The organism is Geodermatophilus sp. SYSU D00758, assembly GCF_054049955.1.
The window spans coordinates 19,544-38,988 of record NZ_JBJGYK010000040.1; the positions used below are offsets into that span (position 1 = coordinate 19,544).

The following is a 19,445-nucleotide window of genomic DNA, read 5'->3' on the forward strand; positions in this document are numbered from 1 at the left end:
GGGAGAACTCCGATCCGCCGCCTGCGAGGTGAGCTGTCGGGTTCGGGACGATCGGTGTCCCGGCCGCGCGCTGCGCGGCTTCACCCCGAGACGCCGGCGGCCGTCGGCCGCGGGCGTCGAAGTGGGTCCCCCGCCCCCGTCCTGGAGCGGTGCAGGTGGTGCGGTGGCCGACGGACGGGGTTGGGCGGATCGGCACCGGCGCCCGCCTCGGTGCGGCGGACGCCGGGACAAGGTAACGAGGGGGTCACGGCACGCTGCACGCGCCCCCCTGGCCCCGGGGGGCGCGGACCGCCCCCCGGAGCCCGTCGGGTCAGAGGGTGAGCCGCTGACCCGCGTGGATGCGGTCGGGGTCGCTGATCACGCCGCGGTTCTTGGCGTAGAGCCCCTGCCACCCGCCCGCCACGCGGGGTCGATCGCGCTTTCCGCGACGGGCCGGTCGGGGGCGGGCTGCCCGCCCCCGAGGGTCACCGTCAGTCGCGGACGAGGAGCGCCACGGGCAGCCGGGCCAGCGCGCCGGCGACCGGCACGCCGCCGGCGTCGGAGACCACCCGCTGCCCGGTGAGCAGGTCGCGCCAGGAACCGGTCGGCAGCCGCAGGGCGGTGTCCCCCCAGCCGCCAGCGGCCTCCAGAGCCACCGGGAGCCGCGTCGCCACCGTCACCGCACCGCCCCGGTCGAACGCCACCGCGTGCCCGGCCGCCGACCCGGTCGCGGTCACCGGCAGGTAACCGGTGAACAGCCCCGGGGAGTCGCGACGGGCCCGCAGGGCGCGGGAGACGACGAGCAGCTTGGCCGCGCCCTCGTCGTCCACCTCCGGCAGCCAGCCCTCGTCGAGCCGGGCCAGCAGCCGGCGGCGGAGGTCCCAGTCGACCGGCCGCCGGTTGTCCGGGTCGACCAGCGAGAGGTCCCACAGCTCGGTGCCCTGGTAGACGTCGGGGACGCCGGGCATCGTGAGCTGCACCAGCTTCTGCGCCAGCGCGTTGGAGCGGCCGTACGGCGCGATCCCGGCGACGAACGACCCCACCTCGGCGTGGGTCGCCGGGTCGTCGAACGCCGAGTCCACGAGGGCGTGCAGCCGGGCCTCGAAGGCCTCGTCGGGGGCGGTCCAGGTGGTCGACGTGCCGGCCTCGCGGGCGGCCTTCCCCGCGTAGCCGTGCGCCCGTTCCCGGGACAGCGGCCAGGCGCCGACGAGGTTCTGCCACACCAGGTGGGCCAGGGGCCGGTCGGGCAGCGGGTGCCGCGACAGCCACCCGCGGACCAGGTCCGCCCACTCGGTCGGGACCTCCGCGAGGACCGCGAGCCGGGCGCGGACGTCCTCGCTGCGCTTGGTGTCGTGCGTCGACAGCGACGTCATCGACGCGGGCTTGCGGTCCAGCCGGCGCACCTGGGCCTCGTGGAACTCCTCGACGGTGGCGCCGAAGCGGGCCGGGTCACCGCCCACCTCGTTGAGCGCCACGAACCGTGCCCACCGGTAGTAGGCGCTGTCCTCGACACCCTTGGCCATCACCGGCCCGCTGGTCTGCTCGAAGCGGGTGGCGGCCTCGGTGCCGGCCTGCCCCAGGACGGGGTGGAGGGCGTCGAGGGCCGCGGTGAGGTCGGGGCGCCGGTCCCGGACGGCGGCGATCGTCGCGTCCAGGTGCTCGCGGCCGTCGGGGAGGTAGGTGCGGTAGACGGGGAAGGAGGCCAGCAGCTCGGCGAGGGCCTCGGTCTGCCGCGCCCGCTCGACGCCCGGCAGCTCCCCGATCACCCGCACCAGGCGGGCGACCTCCGATCCGAGGATGCCGTCGGTCACCTCGCGCTTGGCGTCGTGCACCAGCCGGGCGTAGTCGACCGGACCGCCGGCCAGCTCGGTGTCGAGCGCGGTCAGCGCCGCCTCGCCGGCGGGGTCGACCAGGACGTCGTCCACCTCGGCCAGCGCGTCGTAGCCCGTCGTCCCGGCCGTCGCCCAGCTCTCCGGGAGGTCCTCACCCGGCTCGAGGATCTTCTCCACGACCGTCCAGCGGCCGCCGGAGAGCCCGGCCAGCCGGTCCAGGTACCCCTTCGGGTCGGCCAGCCCGTCCGGGTGGTCGATCCGCAGCCCGTCGACCGCGCCGTCCTCGACCAGCTCCCGGACCAGCGCGTGGGTGGCCTCGAAGACGGCGGGGTCCTCGACCCGCAGCCCGGCCAGGGTGTTGATGGCGAAGAACCGCCGGTAGTTGAGGTCCCGGTCGGCCCGCCGCCAGTCGACCAGCTCGTAGTGCTGGCGGGCGTGCACCTCCTGCGGGGTGCCGTCCCCGGTGCCGGGCGCGACGGGGAAGCGGTTGTCGTAGTAGCGCAGCTCCTGGCCGTCGGGGGTGTCGACGACCTCCAGCCGGTCGACGTCGTCGGCCGACCCGAGCACCGGGATGCGCACCTTGCCGCCGCCGAACTCCCAGTCGACGTCGAAGGCGTCGGCGTGCGCGCTGTCCCGCCCGTGCCGCAGGACGTCCCACCACCAGGGCACCTCGGCCGGGTCGGCGACGCCCATGTGGTTGGGCACCAGGTCCAGCACCAGGCCGAGGCCGTGGTCGTGCAGGGCGGCCACGAACCGGTCGAGGCCCTCGCGCCCGCCGCGGGACTCGTCCACGTGGGCGTGGTCGACGGTGTCGTAGCCGTGCGTGCTGCCCGCCGCGGCGCGCAGCAGCGGCGAGGAGTAGGCGTGGCTGACCCCGAGGGCGGCCAGGTAGCCGGCCAGCCCGGCGACGTCGTGCAGCGTCTGGTCCGCGGTGACCTGCAGCCGGTAGGTGGCGCTGGGCACCCGCCGCCGGTCCGCGCCGTTGCCCGTCACGAGCGCCGCTTGGCGGACAGCACGATCATCGACCGGTCCTGCAGCATGACCGACTCACCCGGCTTGAGCTCGCGCGGCTCGACGTCCCCCATCTCCGCCGTGTCGAGGACGACGGTCCAGGACTGGGCGTACTCGTCCGGCGGGAGGGTGAACTCGATCGGCTCGTGCCAGGCGTTGAACGCCAGGTAGAAGTGGTCGTCGACGACGTCCTCGCCGCGCTCGTCGGTCGAGCGGATCCCGTGCCCGTTGAGGTAGACGCCGATGGACTTGGCGTAGGCGGCGTCCCAGTCCTCCTCGGTCATCAGGTCGCCGGCGTGGGTGAACCACGCGATGTCCGGCACCGGCTGGCCGGCCTCCCGGCGCACCGGCCGGCCGTGGAAGAAGCGGCGCCGGCGGAACGTGGGGTGCTCGGCCCGGATGCGGGTGACCAGCCTGGTGAACTCCAGCAGCCCCTCGTCCACCTCGTCCCAGTGGATCCAGGTCAGCGGCGAGTCCTGGCAGTAGCCGTTGTTGTTGCCCTTCTGGGTGCGGCCGAGCTCGTCGCCGTGCAGCACCATCGGCACGCCCTGGCTGAGCATCAGCGTGGCCAGGAAGTTGCGCCGCTGGCGCGCGCGCAGGGCGACGACCTTCTTGTCCGTCGTCGGCCCCTCGACCCCGCAGTTCCAGCTGCGGTTGTGGCTCTCGCCGTCGTTGTTGCCCTCGCCGTTGGCCTCGTTGTGCTTCTCGTTGTAGGAGACCAGGTCGGTCATCGTGAAGCCGTCGTGCGCGGTGACGAAGTTGATGCTGGCCACCGGGCGGCGGCCGGAGTGCTGGTACAGGTCGGAGGACCCGGTGATCCGGCTGGCGAACTCGCCCACCGTGGCGTCCTCGCCGCGCCAGAAGTCGCGCACGGTGTCGCGGTACTTGCCGTTCCACTCGGTCCACAGGGCCGGGAAGTTGCCGACCTGGTAGCCGCCCTCGCCGACGTCCCACGGCTCGGCGATGAGCTTGACCTGGCTGACGACCGGGTCCTGGTGCACCAGGTCGAAGAAGGCCGAGAGCCGGTCGACGGCGTGCAGCTCGCGGGCCAGCGTCGAGGCGAGGTCGAACCGGAACCCGTCGACGTGCATCTCGGTGACCCAGTAGCGCAGCGAGTCCATGATCAGCTGCAGCGCCTGCGGGGTGCGGGCGTTGAGGCTGTTCCCGGTGCCGGTGTAGTCCATGTAGTACTGCGGGTCGTCCTCGACCAGCCGGTAGTACGCGCGGTTGTCGATGCCCTTGAACGACAGCGTGGGGCCCAGGTGGTTGCCCTCGGCGGTGTGGTTGTAGACGACGTCGAGGATGACCTCGATGCCCGCCTCGTGCAGGGTGCGGACCATCCCCTTGAACTCCTGCACCTGCATGCCGTTGTCGGTGTTGCTGGCGTACTCGTTGTGCGGCGCGAAGAAGCCGATCGTGTTGTAGCCCCAGTAGTTGCGCAGGCCCTTCTGCTGGAGGGTGTCGTCCTGCACGAACTGGTGCACGGGCATGAGCTCGATCGCGGTGACGCCGAGGTCCTGCAGGTGCGCGATCACGGCCGGGTGGGCGATGCCCGCGTACGTGCCGCGCAGCTCGTCCGGCACGTCCGGGTGGGTCATGGTCAGGCCCTTGACGTGGGCCTCGTAGATGACCGTCTTGTGGTACGGGGTCTTCGGGGGCCGGTCGACGCCCCAGTCGAAGTACGGGTTGATGACGACGGACTTCGGCATGTGCGGTGCGGAGTCCTCGTCGTTGCGCTCGCCGCTGTCGAAGTCGTAGCCGAAGACCGACGGGTCCCAGTCGATCTGCCCGTCGATGGCCTTCGCGTAGGGGTCGAGCAGCAGCTTGTTCGGGTTGCAGCGCAGGCCCTGGGAGGGGTCGTAGGGGCCGTGCACGCGGTAGCCGTAGCGCTGGCCGGGCTGGATCCCGGGCAGGAAGGCGTGCCAGACGTAGCCGTCCATCTCGGGGAGCCGGATCCGCTCCTCGGTGCCGTCGTCGTGGAACAGGCACAGCTCGACCCGCTCGGCGACCTCGCTGAAGATCGCGAAGTTGGTGCCGGTGCCGTCGAACGTGGCGCCCAGCGGGTAGGCGGTACCGGGCCACACCTGGGTCATCTGGGGGGTCCTCCTGCGCGTTGCGCCCCCGCGGGGGGGCCGGGGGCCTCCCCGGGTGCGATGCGGGGAGGTCGGTGCACGTGCTGCTCCGGGATCCCCCGTGCCCCCGACGGAGGGCACGCAATCCTCGGCCCGACCGTGACGGCGGAGATCCCGCTCACCGCGATCCTGCCCGGGGCTCCCCGGGCGGCCGGGGGGAGGGGCACCCCGGGACGACGACGGCCCCCGCGGTGTCCTCCCGCGGGGGCCGTCGTGCGCAGGTCCGGCCGGGGCAGCGGAACCGGGGTCCGACCTCGCCCGGGCCCGGCCCGGGTGGCGCTGGACCCCGGCGGGTCCGCTCCTGCGGTCCGGGACGCTAGGGGGCCGGATACCCCGGGGCAAGCACCGGGGGCAAGCCGATCGCCCCGGCCACCCCTCGCGTACCCTGCCGTCCCACCGCGCCCTCCCGTCACACCGCCGTCCTGTCACACCGCCGACGTACCGTCGTCCCCGTGCGCGCGACCACCGACATCCGGCCCACCCAGGGGCGTTTCCGCGTCGTCAGCGACTTCGAGCCCGCGGGTGACCAGCCGGCCGCGATCGCGGCCCTCGCCGAGCGGGTGAAGGCCGGGGAGACCGACAGCGTGCTCCTCGGCGCCACCGGTACGGGGAAGTCCGCGACCACCGCCTGGCTCATCGAGCAGGTGCAGCGCCCGACGCTGGTCATGGCGCCGAACAAGACCCTCGCCGCGCAGCTGGCCAACGAGTTCCGGGAACTCCTGCCGAACAACGCCGTCGAGTACTTCGTCTCCTACTACGACTACTACCAGCCCGAGGCCTACGTCCCGCAGACCGACACCTACATCGAGAAGGACTCCTCGATCAACGAGGAGGTCGAGCGGCTGCGCCACTCGGCGACGATGAGCCTGCTGACCCGGCGGGACGTCGTCGTGGTGGCCACCGTCTCCTGCATCTACGGCCTGGGCACCCCGCAGGAGTACGTCGACCGCGCGCTGCGCATCCGCGTGGGGGAGGAGCGCGACCGCGACGAGCTGCTGCGCACCCTCGTCACCGAGCAGTACACCCGCAACGACCTGTCGTTCACCCGCGGCACCTTCCGGGTGCGCGGCGACACGGTCGAGGTCTTCCCGGTGTACGAGGAGCTCGCCGTCCGCATCGAGATGTTCGGCGACGAGGTGGAGCGCCTGTACTACCTGCACCCGCTCACCGGCGAGGTGGTGCGCGAGGTCGACGAGCTGTTCGTCTTCCCGGCCACCCACTACGTCGCCGGGCCCGAGCGCATGGAGCGCGCCATCACCTCGATCGAGGCCGAGCTGGAGCAGCGGCTGGCCGAGCTGGAGCGCCAGGGCAAGCTGCTCGAGGCCCAGCGGCTGCGCATGCGCACCACCTACGACATCGAGATGATGCGCCAGGTCGGGTTCTGCTCCGGCATCGAGAACTACTCGCGGCACATCGACGGCCGCGCGGCCGGCAGCGCCGGCTCCTGCCTGCTCGACTACTTCCCCGACGACTTCCTGCTCGTCATCGACGAGTCGCACGTCACCGTGCCGCAGATCGGGGGCATGTACGAGGGCGACATGAGCCGCAAGCGGACGCTGGTGGAGCACGGCTTCCGGTTGCCGTCGGCGATGGACAACCGGCCGCTGAAGTGGGAGGAGTTCACCGACCGCATCGGCCAGACCGTCTACCTCTCCGCCACCCCGGGCCCCTACGAGCTCGGCCGCACCGGCGGCGAGGTCGTCGAGCAGGTCATCCGCCCGACCGGCCTGGTCGACCCGGAGGTCGTCGTCAAGCCGACCAAGGGCCAGATCGACGACCTGGTCCACGAGATCCGGCTGCGGACCGAGCGGGACGAGCGGGTGCTGGTCACCACGCTGACCAAGAAGATGGCCGAGGACCTCACCGACTACCTGCTCGAGCTCGGCATCAAGGTGCGCTACCTGCACTCCGAGGTCGACACCCTGCGCCGGGTGGAGCTGCTGCGCGAGCTGCGGCAGGGCGAGTACGACGTCCTGGTCGGCATCAACCTGCTGCGCGAGGGCCTCGACCTGCCGGAGGTCTCGCTGGTGGCGATCCTGGACGCCGACAAGGAGGGGTTCCTCCGCTCGGGGACCTCCCTCATCCAGACCATCGGCCGCGCCGCCCGCAACGTCTCGGGGCAGGTGCACATGTACGCCGACACCGTCACCCCGTCGATGGCGCAGGCCATCGACGAGACCAACCGGCGCCGCGAGAAGCAGATCGCCTACAACCGCGAGCGCGGCCTCGACCCGCAGCCGCTGCGGAAGAAGATCGTCGACATCCTCGACGGCATCTACCGGGCCTCGGAGGAGGTCGCCGACGTGGCGGGCCGGGGGGCCACCGAGCTGCTCGGCGGCTCGGGCCGCCAGCAGTCGCGGGGCAAGGCGCCGGTGCCCGGTCTCTCCTCCCGGAAGGCGGGGGCCAAGGCGGGGTCGATCGAGGTGGCCGGCCTGCCGCGCAACGAGCTGGCCGACCTCATCGCGCAGGTGAACGACCAGATGCTCGCCGCCGCCCGGGAGCTGCAGTTCGAGGTCGCCGCCCGGCTGCGCGACGAGCTGGCCGAGCTGAAGAAGGAGCTCCGCCAGCTCGACGCGGCCCACGCCTGAGGAGCGGCGGCGACACCCCGACGCCGGCCAGGTGCCACCCGGGCCGGGAACCCCGTCGGACCCCCGTCCGTTTGCCCCTCGGCCCCTCGTCGTGCTGCGGCAGGGTCCCGAGGAGGGGAGTATCCCCACTGCGGCAGCGTCGTCAGCACGGGGCCGACCGGCCCCCGGCGCCGTCGGTCACCCGGCTCCCCGGGGGGCGGGAGAGACCTCCGGTGCTGACAGCCGCCAGTTCTCCGGAGGTAACACCGTATGGACGTCCCGTTCTGGGTCTGGGCGATCACGGTCGCCGCGATCGTCGGCATGCTCGTCTTCGACTTCTACGGGCACGTCCGCACGCCGCACGCGCCCACGCTGCGCGAATCGGCGACCTGGTCGGCGATCTACATCGGCATCGCGCTGGTCTTCGGCCTGCTCGTGCTGCTGTTCGCCGGTCCCACCTTCGGCGGGGAGTACTTCGCCGGCTTCATCACCGAGAAGAGCCTCTCGGTGGACAACCTGTTCGTCTTCGTGCTGATCATGGCGAGCTTCGCGGTGCCCCGCGAGCTGCAGCAGAAGGTGCTGCTGTTCGGCATCGCGTTCGCCCTGGTGCTGCGGACGATCTTCATCTTCCTCGGTGCCGCCGCCATCGAGAACTTCAGCTGGGTCTTCTACATCTTCGGCGGCTTCCTCATCTACACCGCGTGGGCGCAGGCGAAGAGCGGCGGCCACGACGAGGAGGAGGAGTTCAAGGAGAACGCCTTCCTCCGGCTCACCCGACGGGTCCTGCCGACCACGGAGGACTACCACGGCGACCGGATGGTCACGAAGGTGCGCGGCAAGCGGTTCATCACGCCGCTGTTCATCGCGCTCGTCGCCATCGGCAGCGCCGACATCCTCTTCGCCGTCGACTCGATCCCGGCGATCTTCGGGCTGACCCAGGAGACCTACCTGGTGTTCACCGCCAACGCCTTCGCCCTGCTGGGCCTGCGTCAGCTGTTCTTCCTCATCGACGGGCTGCTCGACCGGCTCGTCTACCTGGCCTACGGCCTGTCGGTCATCCTCGGCTTCATCGGCATCAAGCTGGTCATCCACGCCCTGCACGAGAACGAGCTGCCGTTCATCAACGGCGGCGAGCACGTCACGGTCGTCCCCGAGGTGCCCACCTGGCTGTCCCTGCTGGTCATCGTGGTCACCCTGCTGATCACGACCGTGCTGAGCCTGCGCAAGAACCGCAAGGACGCCGAGGCCGGGCTGGTCAGCCCCACGGGCGCCGGCGACAAGGGTGCCGGCCGCGAGGGCCGGCACGTCCCGGCCCCGCAGGTCCACGACGAGCTGCCCACCGAGGGCCGTGGCGACGCGCCGCCGACCGGCCGCACCGCCGCCGTGACCAGCGCGGAGGATGCCCGTGCCCGGTCCGGTGAGGGGCCGCACCGGCCGTCCTCCGGCGCCGGCGGCTGACCGCTGCCACGGCCCGCCCCACCAGGTACGGACGGGATCGTTCCGCCGTCACGGGGTGCCTGTCGCTCCGCCGGTGCGTGGTGCAGGATCCCGACGAACGTCCGCTCCCCGCGGTGCACGCCGCGGGGAACGGCGGCGGGGGCCCGAGCCGGGCGTGCGCGCCCGGCGGACGCCGGACGGCGTCGCCCCCCGTCGACCCCGCAGCGGCGACCGCCGCTGCGTCAAGACGACCGATTGGGAGTTCTCCACATGGGTGTCAGCCTCTCCAAGGGCGGCAACGTCTCGCTGACCAAGGAGGCGCCGGGCCTGACCGCGGTGAACGTGGGCCTGGGCTGGGACGTCAACACCTTCTCCGGCGGCGACTTCGACCTCGACGCGTCGGCGATCATGCTCGACGCGGGCGGCAGGGTCACCCCGGACGACTCGGGCTTCATCTTCTTCAACAACCTGCGCAGCCCGGACGGCTCCGTGGTGCACGTCGGTGACAACCTCACCGGCCAGGGCGAGGGCGACGACGAGGTCATCCAGGTCGACCTGCAGGCCGTCCCGCCGAACTGCGACAAGATCGTCTTCCCCGTCTCCATCTACGACGCCGACACGCGCAAGCAGAACTTCGGCGCCGTGCGCAACGCCTTCATCCGCGTGGTCAACCAGGCCAACGGCCAGGAGATCGCCCGCTACGACCTCACCGAGGACGCGTCGGTCGAGACCGCCATGGTGTTCGGCGAGCTGTACCGCAACGGCCCGGACTGGAAGTTCCGCGCCGTCGGCCAGGGCTACGCCTCGGGCCTGCGCGGTATCGCGCAGGACTTCGGCGTCAACGTCGGCTGACGCACCGCGAGGTGGGGCCCGGGGGGCCCGCCCCCCCGCCGCCCCCCCCGCCCCCCCCCCCGCCCCCCCCCCCCCCCCCCCCCCCGCCCCGCCCCCCCCGCCCCCCCCCCCCCCCCCCCCCCCCACCCCCGTGCCCGCACGCCGTCCGCACCCGCACCGGAAGGGACCGCCATGGTCGACTACACCCGCCCGCCCAAGCGCCCCGACGCCCCCTCGGGCGGCGTCTCCATGAGCAAGGTGACGCTCACCAAGAGCGCGCCGGCGGTCTCGCTCACGAAGGGCCGCGGGGCCGGCGGCCGCATGCGGGTCAACCTCAACTGGAACGCCGGCGCCCAGAAGCGCGGGCTGTTCACCAAGACCCCCGCCGTCGACCTCGACCTCGGCTGCCTCTGGGAGACCGCCGACGGGCGCAAGGGCGTGGTGCAGGCGCTGGGCAACGCCTTCGGCTCCCTGGACCAGCCGCCCTACGTGCTGCTCGACGGCGACGACCGCTCCGGCCGGGTCGAGGGCGGCGAGAACCTGGTGGTCAACCTCGACCACCTCGACCGGATCCGCCGGATCCTCGTCTTCGCCTACATCTACGAGGGCGTTCCCAACTGGGCCGCCGCCGACGCCGTGGTCACCCTGTTCCCGCAGGAGGCCGCGCCGATCGAGGTCCGACTCGACGAGCACGCGCAGAACGCGCGCTCCTGCGCCATCGCGCTGCTGTCGTCCTCCGGCGGTGCGCTGACCGTGCAGCGCGAGGTGCGCTACCTGCCCGGTGTGCAGCGCGACCTCGACGCCGCCTACGGGTGGGGCATGAACTGGACGTCGGGGCGCAAGTGACCCACGTCCTCACCCCCGGCGGCAACGTCGGGCTGGCCGCCGCGGGGCTGACCGGCCCGGTCGTGGTCACCCTCACCTGGCGGACGGCGCCGGGGGTGGACGCCGACCTGTCGGCCTTCCTCACCACCGGCGCGGGCCGGGTGCGCAGCGACGCCGACTTCGTCTTCTACAACCAGCCCGCCGGTGCCGGCGGCGCGGTCGCGCACCTCGGCAAGGCCGCGCTCGGCCCGGCCACCGTGGACCGGGTGCGCATCGACCCCGCCCGGCTGCCGGCCGACGTCGAGCGGGTGGTGATCGGCGCCTCCCTGGACGCGGGCACGTTCGGAGGGCTGTCCGGGGTGGCGGTCGAGGTGGCCGCCGACGTCGGCGCGCCGCCCGCGGTGCGCTGCGAGCTCACCGCCGGGCCGGAGACCGCGCTGGTCTTCGCCGAGGTCTACCGGCGCGGTACCGAGTGGAAGGTCCGCGCGGTCGGGCGGGGCTTCACCACCGGCCTGGCCGGGATGGCCACCGACGTCGGGGTGGACGTCGACGACGAGCCGGCTCCCGCGCCGGCGCCCGTCGCCACCCCCGCACCGGTCGGCGCCGGCCCCGCCGGCACCGCAGCGGTCAACACCGCACCGGTCAGCACCGCACCGGTCAGCACGGAGAAGCGCCGCCTGGTGGACCTGGAGAAGAAGCTGGCAGGCTCGGCCCCGCAGCTGCTCTCCCTGGTCAAGACCGCCGGGGTCAGCCTGGAGAAGCGCGGCCTGGGGGAGCACACCGCCCGGGTCGCGCTCGTGCTCGACATCTCCGGCTCGATGGCCCGGCTCTACCGGTCCGGCGCGGTCCAGCGGCTGGCCGAGCGGGTGCTCGCGCTCGGCCTGCGCTTCGACGACGACGGCGTGGTCGACGTCTTCCTCTTCGGGAAGGACGTGCACCAGCCCGAGACCGGTCTGCGACTGGACGGTCACCAGGAGTTCATCTCCGCCGTCACGAAGCGCCACCGGCTGGAGTACGACACCCGTTACGGTGCCGCGATGTCCGCCGTCCGGAAGCACTACTTCGGCTCCAGCGGGGAGCGTGCCGAGCCGCTCCCCGACGCGGTGCCGGTGTACGTCATGTTCCTCACCGACGGCGCACCCAGCGACAAGGGCGTCGCGACGCGCCAGCTGCGGGCGGCGTCCTACGAGCCGGTGTTCTGGCAGTTCATGGGCATCGGTTCGCCCCGGGAGTTCAGCTACCTGCAGCGGCTCGACGACCTCGACGGCCGGTTCACCGACAACGCCGACTTCTTCGCCGTCGCCCCCGACGAGCTGATGGGGCGCCGGCCGATCGGGGACGACGAGCTGTTCGACCGGCTCATGACCGAGTACCCGGACTGGCTCCGCCGGGCCCGGGCCCAGGGGCTGCTGACCCGCTGAGGCCCGGCCGCCGTGACCCCGGCCGCGATGGCCGACCGCACCACCCCCACCACCCCTCAGACGCGGGAGGCCCCCGTGCGCCACTTCGGCTACCTGACCGACGACGAGCGGCAGCGGCTGTTCGCCGTGCCCCCCGGCTCGCTGACCCCGGCCAGCCCGCGCAGCGACCTGGCGCTGGCCCTCGGGGCGACCCTCTACACCCCCGCGACCCGGGGTGCCCTCGACGTCGACGCCGCGCGCGCCGCCGCGATCGGCACGACGAGCACGGTCTGGTGCCTCGAGGACGCCATCCCGCACGCCGAGGTGGCCGCGGCCGAGGCCAACGTGGTGGCCGCGCTGGAGCGCGTCCACGCCGCGGGTCGCACCGACGAGCTGCCCCTGCTGTTCGTCCGGGTCCGCTCGGCCGAGCAGGTCGCCCGGCTGGCCGAGGCGGCGGGACCGGCGCTCGGCTGCCTCACCGGCTTCAGCCTGCCCAAGGCCACCGGGGCGGACCTGCGCGCGATGCTCGAGGCCGTGGCGCGCGCGGGCGCCGGCTGCGAGCACCCGCTGTACGCCATGCCGATCCTCGAGACCGCCGACGTGGCCTGGGCCGAGACCCGGGCGGCGGCCCTCGCCGAGGTGGCCGCGGTGGTCGCCGACTTCGCCGAGCAGGTGCTGTGCCTGCGGGTGGGCGGCACCGACCTGTCCGGGCTGTTCGGGCTGCGGCGCGACCGGGACACCACCATCTGGGACGTCGCCGTCGTCCGGGACTGCCTGGCCGACATCGTCAACCGCTTCGCCCGCAACGCCGAGCACGTGGTCAGCGGGGCCGTCTGGGAGCACATCCCCGGCCCGCGGCTGTTCAAGCCGCAGCTGCGCCAGTCGCCGTTCCTCGACCAGCACGAGGGGGCGCTGCGCCGAGAGCTCATCGACGACGACATCGACGGGCTCATCCGGGAGGTCGTGCTGGACAAGGCCAACGGGATGCACGGCAAGACCGTCATCCACCCCGCGCACGTGTCGGTGGTCAACTCGCTGCTCACCGTCGCGCGCTCGGAGTACGACGACGCGCTGGAGATCATGACCGCGCGGTCCGACGGCGGGGTCCGGGCCTCGGCGCACGGCCGGATGAACGAGATGGGCCCGCACGCCCTGTGGGCGGAGCTGGTCAGCCGCCGGGCCGCGGTCTACGGCGTGGTCGCCGACCAGTCCGCGCTGGTCGACCTGCTCGCGGCGGGCCAGCGCCAGCTGGCCACGGTCTTCCGCGGCCCCGCGGTGCAGCCGGCATGACCGGCACCCTCGCGCCGGTCGTCCCGCTCTCGGCCACGGTCGCCGCGCTGCTCGACGTCCGGGTGTCCGGGGCGGGCGCCGAGGTCCTGCCCCGGTGGGCGGGGCTGGCGCTGCGGGACAACCCGCGCCGCGCCCAGCTGGTCGTCTCCCGGGTGCTGGCCAAGCACGTGCCGGCCGACCCCGCCGCCGTCCTGGGCGCCGGCGCCGCGGTGGGGAACGCCGTCGCCGCCGTGCTCGGGGACGAGCCGGCCGGGCTGGTGATCGGCTACTGCGAGACCGCCACCGGCCTGGGGCACGCCGCCGCCGACCGGCTCGGCGCGGCCTACCTGCACACCACGCGCCGGCTGCACCCCGCCGTGCCGGTGGCGCTGGGCTTCGAGGAGGAGCACTCGCACGCCGTCGGGCACGCCCTCCAGCCCGCCGGCGCGGTGGACCTGGCCGGGGACGGCCCGCTCGTGCTGGTCGACGACGAGCTGACCAGCGGCCGGACCACGCTCAACACCGTCGCCGCGCTGCACGCCGTCGCACCCCGGCCGCGCTACGTCGTCGCCGCGCTGCTCGACGCCCGCACGGCCGAGGCCCGGGCCGCGTTCACCGCCCGGGCCGCCGAGCTGGGGGTGCGGGTGGACGTCGCCGCCGTCCTCACCGCGCAGCTCGCCCTGCCCGCCGACGCGCTCGCACGGGCGGCGCGGGCCCGGGCCGCCCTCCCGGCGGCGGGGGGGGGGGGGGGGGGGGCGCGGGCCGCGGGGGGGGGGGTGGCGGGGGGGTGGGGGGGGGGGGGGCCCCGGGGGGCCCGCCCCCCCCCCCCCCCCCCCCCCCCCCCCCCCCCCCCCCCCCCCCCGGCCCGCCGGCCGAGGTGCTGGCGCACGCGGGGCTGTGGCCGGACGGCGTCCCGGTGACCGCCCGCCACGGGCTCACGCCGGCGGGGTCGGCCCGGCTCGCCGCGGCCGCCGACGCCGCCGCCGAGCGGCTGGCCGGTGCGCTGGCCGGCAGCCGGGGCGTGCTCGTGCTCGGCACCGAGGAGCTCATGCACGCCCCGACGGTGCTCGCCGCGCGGCTGGCCGACCGGCTGCCCGGGATCCCGGTGCAGGTGCAGTCCACGACCCGCAGCCCCGCGCACGCCGCCGACGACCCCGGCTACGCCATCCGGCGCGCCGTCGTCTTCCCCGCTCCCGACGACCCGTCGCGCACCGCGCGGGTGCACAACCTCGCCGACCCGGCCGCCGTGCCGCCGCCGGGGACCGCGTGGTCGGACCTGCGCGCCGACGACCTGGTGGTCGTGGCCGACGCGCCCCCGGCCGCCTGCGATCCGATGCTCGCCGCGCTGCGGCCGCACGCGGCCCGCGCCGTGCACCTGGTCACCGTCCCGCCCGCCGAGCCCGAGGAGTTCCCCCGATGACGCTGCTGGAGGCCCAGCCCCCCTCCCTGCGCCCGGCCCTGCGGCGCGCCGAGCCCGGCCGGTTCGGCTCGTACCCGGTGGAGGACGTCACCTGGCTGCTCACCGACCTCTCCGCCGTCGCCCTCGAGCGCGGCACGCAGGACCGGGAGGAGGCCATCCAGGGCGGTACCCACTACTCGGAGATGCTCCCGGTCGAGTACCAGCCCGACGTGGCCTACCTGGACCTCTACACCGCCGCCCTCGAGCAGACCGCCGACCGGCTGGCCGGGGCGGTCGCCCTGGTCGGCGAGCTGGTGTGGGCGGAGGCGGCCGCGGCCGGCGCGACGCCGGTGCTGGTGTCCCTGGCCCGCGCCGGGACGCCGGTCGGGGTGCTGCTGCGCCGCTGGTACCGCGCCGCGCGCGGGGTCGACGTGCCGCACTACACGATCTCGATCATCCGCGGCCGGGGCATCGACGAGGTCGCGCTGGCGCACGTCCTCGACCGGCACCCGGCGGCCGCGGTCCGGTTCGTCGACGGCTGGACGGGCAAGGGCGCGATCCAGCGGGAGCTGACCGCGGCCGTGACCCGGTGGCGCGCCGCGCACCCGGAGCACGCGGCCCTCGACGACCGGCTGGCGGTGCTGGCCGACCCGGGGGGCTGCACGGACCTGCACGGCACCCGGGACGACTTCCTCATCCCGAGCGCCTGCCTGAACAGCACCGTCTCCGGCCTCGTCTCCCGCACGGTGCTGCGCGAGGACCTCATCGGCCCGGGCATGTTCCACGGCGCGAAGTACTACGCCGAGCTGGCCGGGGGCGACGTGTCGAACGCCTTCGTGGACACGGTCGCGGCCTGCTTCCCGGCGGTGGCGGCGGACCCGGCGGGCCTCCTCGCCGCGCACGCCGCCGCCGACCGGAGCCCGACCTGGGCCGGGTGGGCCGCCGTCGAGCGGATCGCCGCCGAACAGGGCATCGCCGACGTCAACCTGGTCAAGCCCGGGGTGGGGGAGACCACCCGGGTGCTGCTGCGCCGGGTGCCGTGGCAGGTGCTGGCCCGCCCCGACCGGGCCGCCGACCTGCGCCACGTCGTCGCGCTGGCGGCCGCCCGCGGCGTGCCGGTGGTGGAGGTCCCGGACCTGCCGTACTCCTGCGTCGGGCTGATCCGCCCGGTGCGCCCGTGACCGCCGTCCTCGCCCCGGCCCTGGCCGCGGTCGACCTCGACCGCACGCTCATCTACTCCGCCTCCGCCGCCGGCGACCCGGCGACGCTGCCGCCGCTGCGGGTGGTCGAGCACTACGAGGGCGCGCCGCTCTCGCGGGTCACCGAGCGGGCCTGGGAGCTGCTCGCCGACCTCATGGACCGCGCGCTGCTGGTCCCGGTGACCACCCGGACCGAGGCGCAGTACCGCCGGGTGGGGTTGCCGCGGGTGCCGGCGTTCGCGCTGTGCACCAACGGCGGCGCGCTGCTGGCCGACGGCGTCTGCGACCCCGCCTGGGACGCCTGGGCCCGCGAGGTCGCCGGCCGGGCCGCCCCGCTGCCGGAGGTGCTGCGGCTGCTGGAGGCGGTCGCCGGGGAGCCGTGGGTGCGCGGCGTGCGCGCCGCGGAGGACCTGTTCGTCTACCTGGTGGCCGAGCGCCGCGCCGACGTGCCGGCGTCCTGGCTGGCCGACCTCACCGCCGCGACCGCCGCGGCCGGCTGGACGCTGAGCCTGCAGGGCCGCAAGGTCTACGCGGTGCCCGCGGGCCTCACCAAGGCCGGCGCGCTGCTGCGGCTGCGCGACCGGGTCGCCGAGCGCGCCGGTCGGCCGGTCCGGTTGCTGTGCGCCGGCGACAGCCTGCTCGACGCCCCGATGCTGGTGGCCGCGGACGCCGCCGTCCGGCCGGCCCACGGGGAGCTGCACGAGCAGGGGTGGACCGCCGACGGGGTGGCGGTCAGCGGGGCCAGCGGGGTGCTGGCGGGGGAGGAGATCCTCGGCTGGTTCCTCGAGCGCGTCGGCTGACGTGTCCTCAGTCCACGCGCGCTGTCCGGACCATGGCGGCCAGCCCCTGCTCGATCGAGCGGGCCTCGGTGACCACGTGCCCCCAGTCGGGCCGGTGCCCGCGGACCTCGATCTCCAGCACCCGCAGCCGGCGGGCCAGGTTGTCGAAGGTCGACCGGTAGCGCTCACCGCGCCCCTCGGGCAGCGCGGCGAGGAAGCGCCGGGCGTCGACGAGGTCGCGCTCCACCCCGCCGAGCAGCCGCCCGGGGTCGGTGGCGACGGCGTCGAGCTCCTCCAGCCGGCCGGTGGCCGAGGCGATCTCCTGGTCGACCCGCGCCGAGGCGCCGCGCACCTGCTCGAGGGCGAGCGCGGCCGCGGGCACGTCGAGCGGCGGCGCGGCGAGGAGGGCGGCCAGCCGGTCGAGGGCGTCGTCCACCTCGGCCAGGGCCGCGGCCGCCCGCTCCGGGGCCCGCTCGACGTCGGCCCAGGCGCGGTGGGTGTAGCGGCGCCGCAGCTCGCTCATGACCGGCGCCAGCCGCGCGTGCCGGGTGCCGAGGGCCTCCCGCCGGGTCCGCACGGACGCCGCCCCGCGGCGGACGTCGGCGGCCCGGGCGGGGAGGGACGCCGCTCGGGCCGCCACCGACTCCGCACCGGCCCGGGCGCGCTCGGCGGCCGCACCCCCGGTGACCGGCCGGCCCGCGGCCAGGGCGGCACCGGCCTCCCGGGCGGCGCGGACGGCGGCGTCGAGGTCGCGCCCGAGCGCCGGGTCGGTGACCTCCTCGCCCGCCGCCTCGAGGGCCGCGCGGGCGCGGGTGATCGCGGCCTCGGCCTCGGCGAGCCGGCGGGGGCCGAGGGTGCGGGCGCCGCGGGCGGCCCCCAGCGGGCCGGCGTGGCGGGCGCGGAAGTCCCGGACCAGCGGCAGCACCTCGTGCAGCGCCCGGGCCGAGCCGCCGAGGGCGTCGCGGGTGGTGCGGACCCGCAGCACGTCGTCGTCCTGCGCGGGGTCGGCGGCCGACAGCGCGGCCAGGTACTGGCCGATGACGGCGTCGGTGCGCGCGGACAGCTCCTGCCACTGCCGCACGACCGGGTCGGTGGCGGGGGAGCGCTGGCCGGCCGCCCGCGACGTCCCGGCGTCCTCGTGCGCCGCGACGTCCTCCGACAGCCCGCTCAGCTCGGCGTCGAGCGCGAGCATGGCGGCCGCTGCCGCCTCGCGCGCCGCGGCGGCCTCGGAGCGGGCCTGCGCGAGCGCGGCGTCCCGGCCGCGGCGCCACCAGCGGCCCCGCGGCTCCGGGGCCCCCGTGTGCCCGCCCATGCCTCGGTCCACCCTCCCGTCCGGACGCCGGTGCCGTCCGTCGCGCCGTGCGCCGATGCCTACCACGCGGGGAGGGCAGCCGCGCCGGACCTGCCGACGGTGCGGCCCCGCCCCGTGTGACCTGATCGAGGGGGACACCGGGAACCGGTCCCCGCCAGCCCGTGTTGGAACAGGATGCGCCCCGCCCCCGGTGGCGCCCCAGGAAGGAACCCCATGCTCCGCTATTTCGGCTTCTCGGTCGGCCTGACCGCGGCAGCCCTCGTCACCGCCGTGTGGTTCGGCGGCCCGGCCGCGCTGCTCGCCGTCGCGGTGCTGGGCGTGCTCGAGGTCTGCCTCTCGTTCGACAACGCCGTGGTCAACGCCAAGGTGCTCCGCCGGATGAGCCCCTTCTGGCGCAAGATGTTCCTCTACATCGGCATCTTCATCGCCGTGTTCGGCATGCGGCTGTTCCTGCCGATCGTGCTGGTCTCGGTGACCGCCGGCCTGTCGATCCCCGAGGTCTGGGACCTCGCCCTCACCGACTCGGCCGCCTACGCCGAGAACGTCGAGGCCGCGGCCGAGGCGATCTACACCTTCGGCGGCATCTTCCTGCTGATGATCTTCCTCAACTTCCTCTTCGACGAGGAGCGGGACATCCACTGGCTGGCCTGGCTGGAGCGCCCGCTGGCCAAGGCCGGGAAGCTGCCCTACCTCGCCATCGTCATCGCGCTGGCGGTCATCTACCTCGGCTCGCAGATCGCCGACGACGACAAGTACGCCACCGTGCTCGCCGCCGGCCTCGCCGGCCTGTTCACCTACCTGCTCATCGGCGGCCTCAACGAGCTCATGGAGGCGCCCGAGGCCGACGAGGGGGCCGACGACATCTCGGCCGAGGGGCGCTCGACCGGGAGCGGGACCGCGACGGGGACGGCCACCAAGGCCGTCGCCGGTGCGGGCCTGGCGGCCTTCCTCTACCTCGAGGTGCTCGACGCGTCGTTCTCCTTCGACGGTGTCATCGGCGCGTTCGCGCTGAGCAGCGACATCTTCGTCATCGCGCTGGGCCTGGGCATCGGCGCCTTCTGGGTGCGGTCGCTGACCATCTACATGGTCGACAAGGGCACCCTCGACCAGTACCGCTTCCTCGAGCACGGGGCCATGTGGGCCATCGGTTTCCTGGCCACGATCATGATCCTCGAGCTGCGGTTCCACATCAGCGAGTACGTCACCGGCCTGACCGGGCTGCTGTTCATCCTCGCCGCGGTGGCCAGCAGCGTCGTGGCCCAGCGCCGCGAGCAGGCCGCCGCGCCCGGGGACGACGCGGAGGTGGCCGAGGAGGTCGGCGCCGGGCGGCGCTGAGCGTCCCACCCCGGGCCGCGGCGGTCGGCCGATGATCAGCTGACCTGGTCGTGGGGGGGGGGGGGGGGGGGCCCCGGGGCGGGGGGGGGCGCCGCGCCCCCCCGCCCCCCACTCGAACGCGCGCGGCGCGCGCCCGGC

Annotated in this window: 14 protein-coding genes and 1 riboswitch; of the genes, 11 read left to right on the forward strand and 3 right to left on the reverse strand. The window is 74.8% G+C overall.

What is annotated here, in order from left to right; all coding sequences use genetic code 11:
- Positions 1-3: 3 nt before the first annotated feature.
- Positions 4-162, reverse strand: a riboswitch (cyclic di-AMP (ydaO/yuaA leader).
- Between the two features lie 308 nt (positions 163-470).
- Both treY and glgX read right to left on the reverse strand, forming a co-directional pair.
- Positions 471-2,804, reverse strand: a complete 2,334-nt coding sequence (gene treY / locus ACI8AC_RS20940; RefSeq protein WP_456899771.1) for a malto-oligosyltrehalose synthase — start codon at positions 2,802-2,804, stop codon at positions 471-473.
- A complete protein-coding gene (glgX, locus tag ACI8AC_RS20945; protein WP_456899772.1) occupies positions 2,801-4,915 on the reverse strand; it encodes a glycogen debranching protein GlgX in 2,115 nt (704 codons plus the stop codon). The genes treY and glgX overlap by 4 nt, the downstream gene beginning before the upstream one ends.
- A gap of 491 nt (positions 4,916-5,406) precedes the next feature.
- Between glgX and uvrB the strand changes: the two genes are divergently transcribed.
- The 10 genes from uvrB (at position 5,407) to ACI8AC_RS20995 (ending at position 16,681) form a co-directional block, all read left to right on the forward strand.
- Positions 5,407-7,542, forward strand: coding sequence for an excinuclease ABC subunit UvrB (gene uvrB, locus ACI8AC_RS20950; protein WP_456899773.1), 2,136 nt, complete (start codon positions 5,407-5,409; stop codon positions 7,540-7,542).
- A gap of 249 nt (positions 7,543-7,791) precedes the next feature.
- Positions 7,792-8,979 (forward strand): TerC family protein, encoded by a 1,188-nt coding sequence (locus ACI8AC_RS20955; RefSeq protein WP_456899774.1) that lies wholly within the window; start codon positions 7,792-7,794, stop codon positions 8,977-8,979.
- A 249-nt stretch (positions 8,980-9,228) separates the two neighbouring features.
- Positions 9,229-9,810: a TerD family protein gene (locus ACI8AC_RS20960; protein WP_456899775.1), complete on the forward strand. Its 582-nt coding sequence runs from the start codon at positions 9,229-9,231 to the stop codon at positions 9,808-9,810.
- A gap of 171 nt (positions 9,811-9,981) precedes the next feature.
- Positions 9,982-10,635: a TerD family protein gene (locus ACI8AC_RS20965; protein ID WP_456899776.1), complete on the forward strand. Its 654-nt coding sequence runs from the start codon at positions 9,982-9,984 to the stop codon at positions 10,633-10,635.
- Complete coding sequence (locus tag ACI8AC_RS20970) at positions 10,632-12,035, forward strand: VWA domain-containing protein (RefSeq protein WP_456899777.1); 1,404 nt, start codon at positions 10,632-10,634, stop codon at positions 12,033-12,035. Before ACI8AC_RS20965 ends, ACI8AC_RS20970 begins: the two co-directional genes overlap by 4 nt.
- Positions 12,036-12,047: 12 nt before the next feature.
- Complete coding sequence (locus tag ACI8AC_RS20975; RefSeq protein ID WP_456899778.1) at positions 12,048-13,304, forward strand: HpcH/HpaI aldolase/citrate lyase family protein; 1,257 nt, start codon at positions 12,048-12,050, stop codon at positions 13,302-13,304.
- Entirely contained in the window at positions 13,301-14,203 is a 903-nt protein-coding gene (locus ACI8AC_RS20980; RefSeq protein WP_456899779.1) for a phosphoribosyltransferase domain-containing protein, read from the forward strand. Before ACI8AC_RS20975 ends, ACI8AC_RS20980 begins: the two co-directional genes overlap by 4 nt.
- On the forward strand, positions 14,200-14,703 hold the full coding sequence (locus ACI8AC_RS20985; protein WP_456899780.1) for a TRSP domain-containing protein: 504 nt from the start codon (positions 14,200-14,202) through the stop codon (positions 14,701-14,703). Before ACI8AC_RS20980 ends, ACI8AC_RS20985 begins: the two co-directional genes overlap by 4 nt.
- Positions 14,700-15,863 (forward strand): cysteine protease StiP family protein, encoded by a 1,164-nt coding sequence (locus ACI8AC_RS20990; protein ID WP_456899781.1) that lies wholly within the window; start codon positions 14,700-14,702, stop codon positions 15,861-15,863. The genes ACI8AC_RS20985 and ACI8AC_RS20990 overlap by 4 nt, the downstream gene beginning before the upstream one ends.
- The gene (locus tag ACI8AC_RS20995) at positions 15,860-16,681 is read left to right on the forward strand and encodes a hypothetical protein (protein WP_456899782.1); all 822 of its coding nucleotides are present in this window, start codon (positions 15,860-15,862) and stop codon (positions 16,679-16,681) included. The genes ACI8AC_RS20990 and ACI8AC_RS20995 overlap by 4 nt, the downstream gene beginning before the upstream one ends.
- Before the next feature lie 7 nt (positions 16,682-16,688).
- On the opposite strand, the gene ACI8AC_RS21000 is transcribed toward ACI8AC_RS20995, so the two are convergent.
- Positions 16,689-17,972, reverse strand: a complete 1,284-nt coding sequence (locus ACI8AC_RS21000; RefSeq protein ID WP_456899783.1) for a hypothetical protein — start codon at positions 17,970-17,972, stop codon at positions 16,689-16,691.
- A 213-nt stretch (positions 17,973-18,185) separates the two neighbouring features.
- On the opposite strand from ACI8AC_RS21000, the gene ACI8AC_RS21005 reads away from it, so the two are divergent.
- On the forward strand, positions 18,186-19,307 hold the full coding sequence (locus ACI8AC_RS21005; protein WP_456899784.1) for a DUF475 domain-containing protein: 1,122 nt from the start codon (positions 18,186-18,188) through the stop codon (positions 19,305-19,307).
- Positions 19,308-19,445 lie beyond the last annotated feature (138 nt).

Excerpts from the sequence above, each read along its gene's own strand:
- glgX (WP_456899772.1), bottom strand. The coding sequence starts at position 4,915 with ATGACCCAGGTGTGGCCCGGTACCGCCTACCCGCTGGGCGCCACGTTC.
- ACI8AC_RS20955 (WP_456899774.1), top strand. The coding sequence starts at position 7,792 with ATGGACGTCCCGTTCTGGGTCTGGGCGATCACGGTCGCCGCGATCGTC.
- ACI8AC_RS20960 (WP_456899775.1), top strand. The coding sequence starts at position 9,229 with ATGGGTGTCAGCCTCTCCAAGGGCGGCAACGTCTCGCTGACCAAGGAG.
- ACI8AC_RS20965 (WP_456899776.1), top strand. The coding sequence starts at position 9,982 with ATGGTCGACTACACCCGCCCGCCCAAGCGCCCCGACGCCCCCTCGGGC.
- ACI8AC_RS20980 (WP_456899779.1), top strand. The coding sequence starts at position 13,301 with ATGACCGGCACCCTCGCGCCGGTCGTCCCGCTCTCGGCCACGGTCGCC.
- ACI8AC_RS20990 (WP_456899781.1), top strand. The coding sequence starts at position 14,700 with ATGACGCTGCTGGAGGCCCAGCCCCCCTCCCTGCGCCCGGCCCTGCGG.
- ACI8AC_RS21000 (WP_456899783.1), bottom strand. The coding sequence starts at position 17,972 with ATGGGCGGGCACACGGGGGCCCCGGAGCCGCGGGGCCGCTGGTGGCGC.
- ACI8AC_RS21005 (WP_456899784.1), top strand. The coding sequence starts at position 18,186 with ATGCTCCGCTATTTCGGCTTCTCGGTCGGCCTGACCGCGGCAGCCCTC.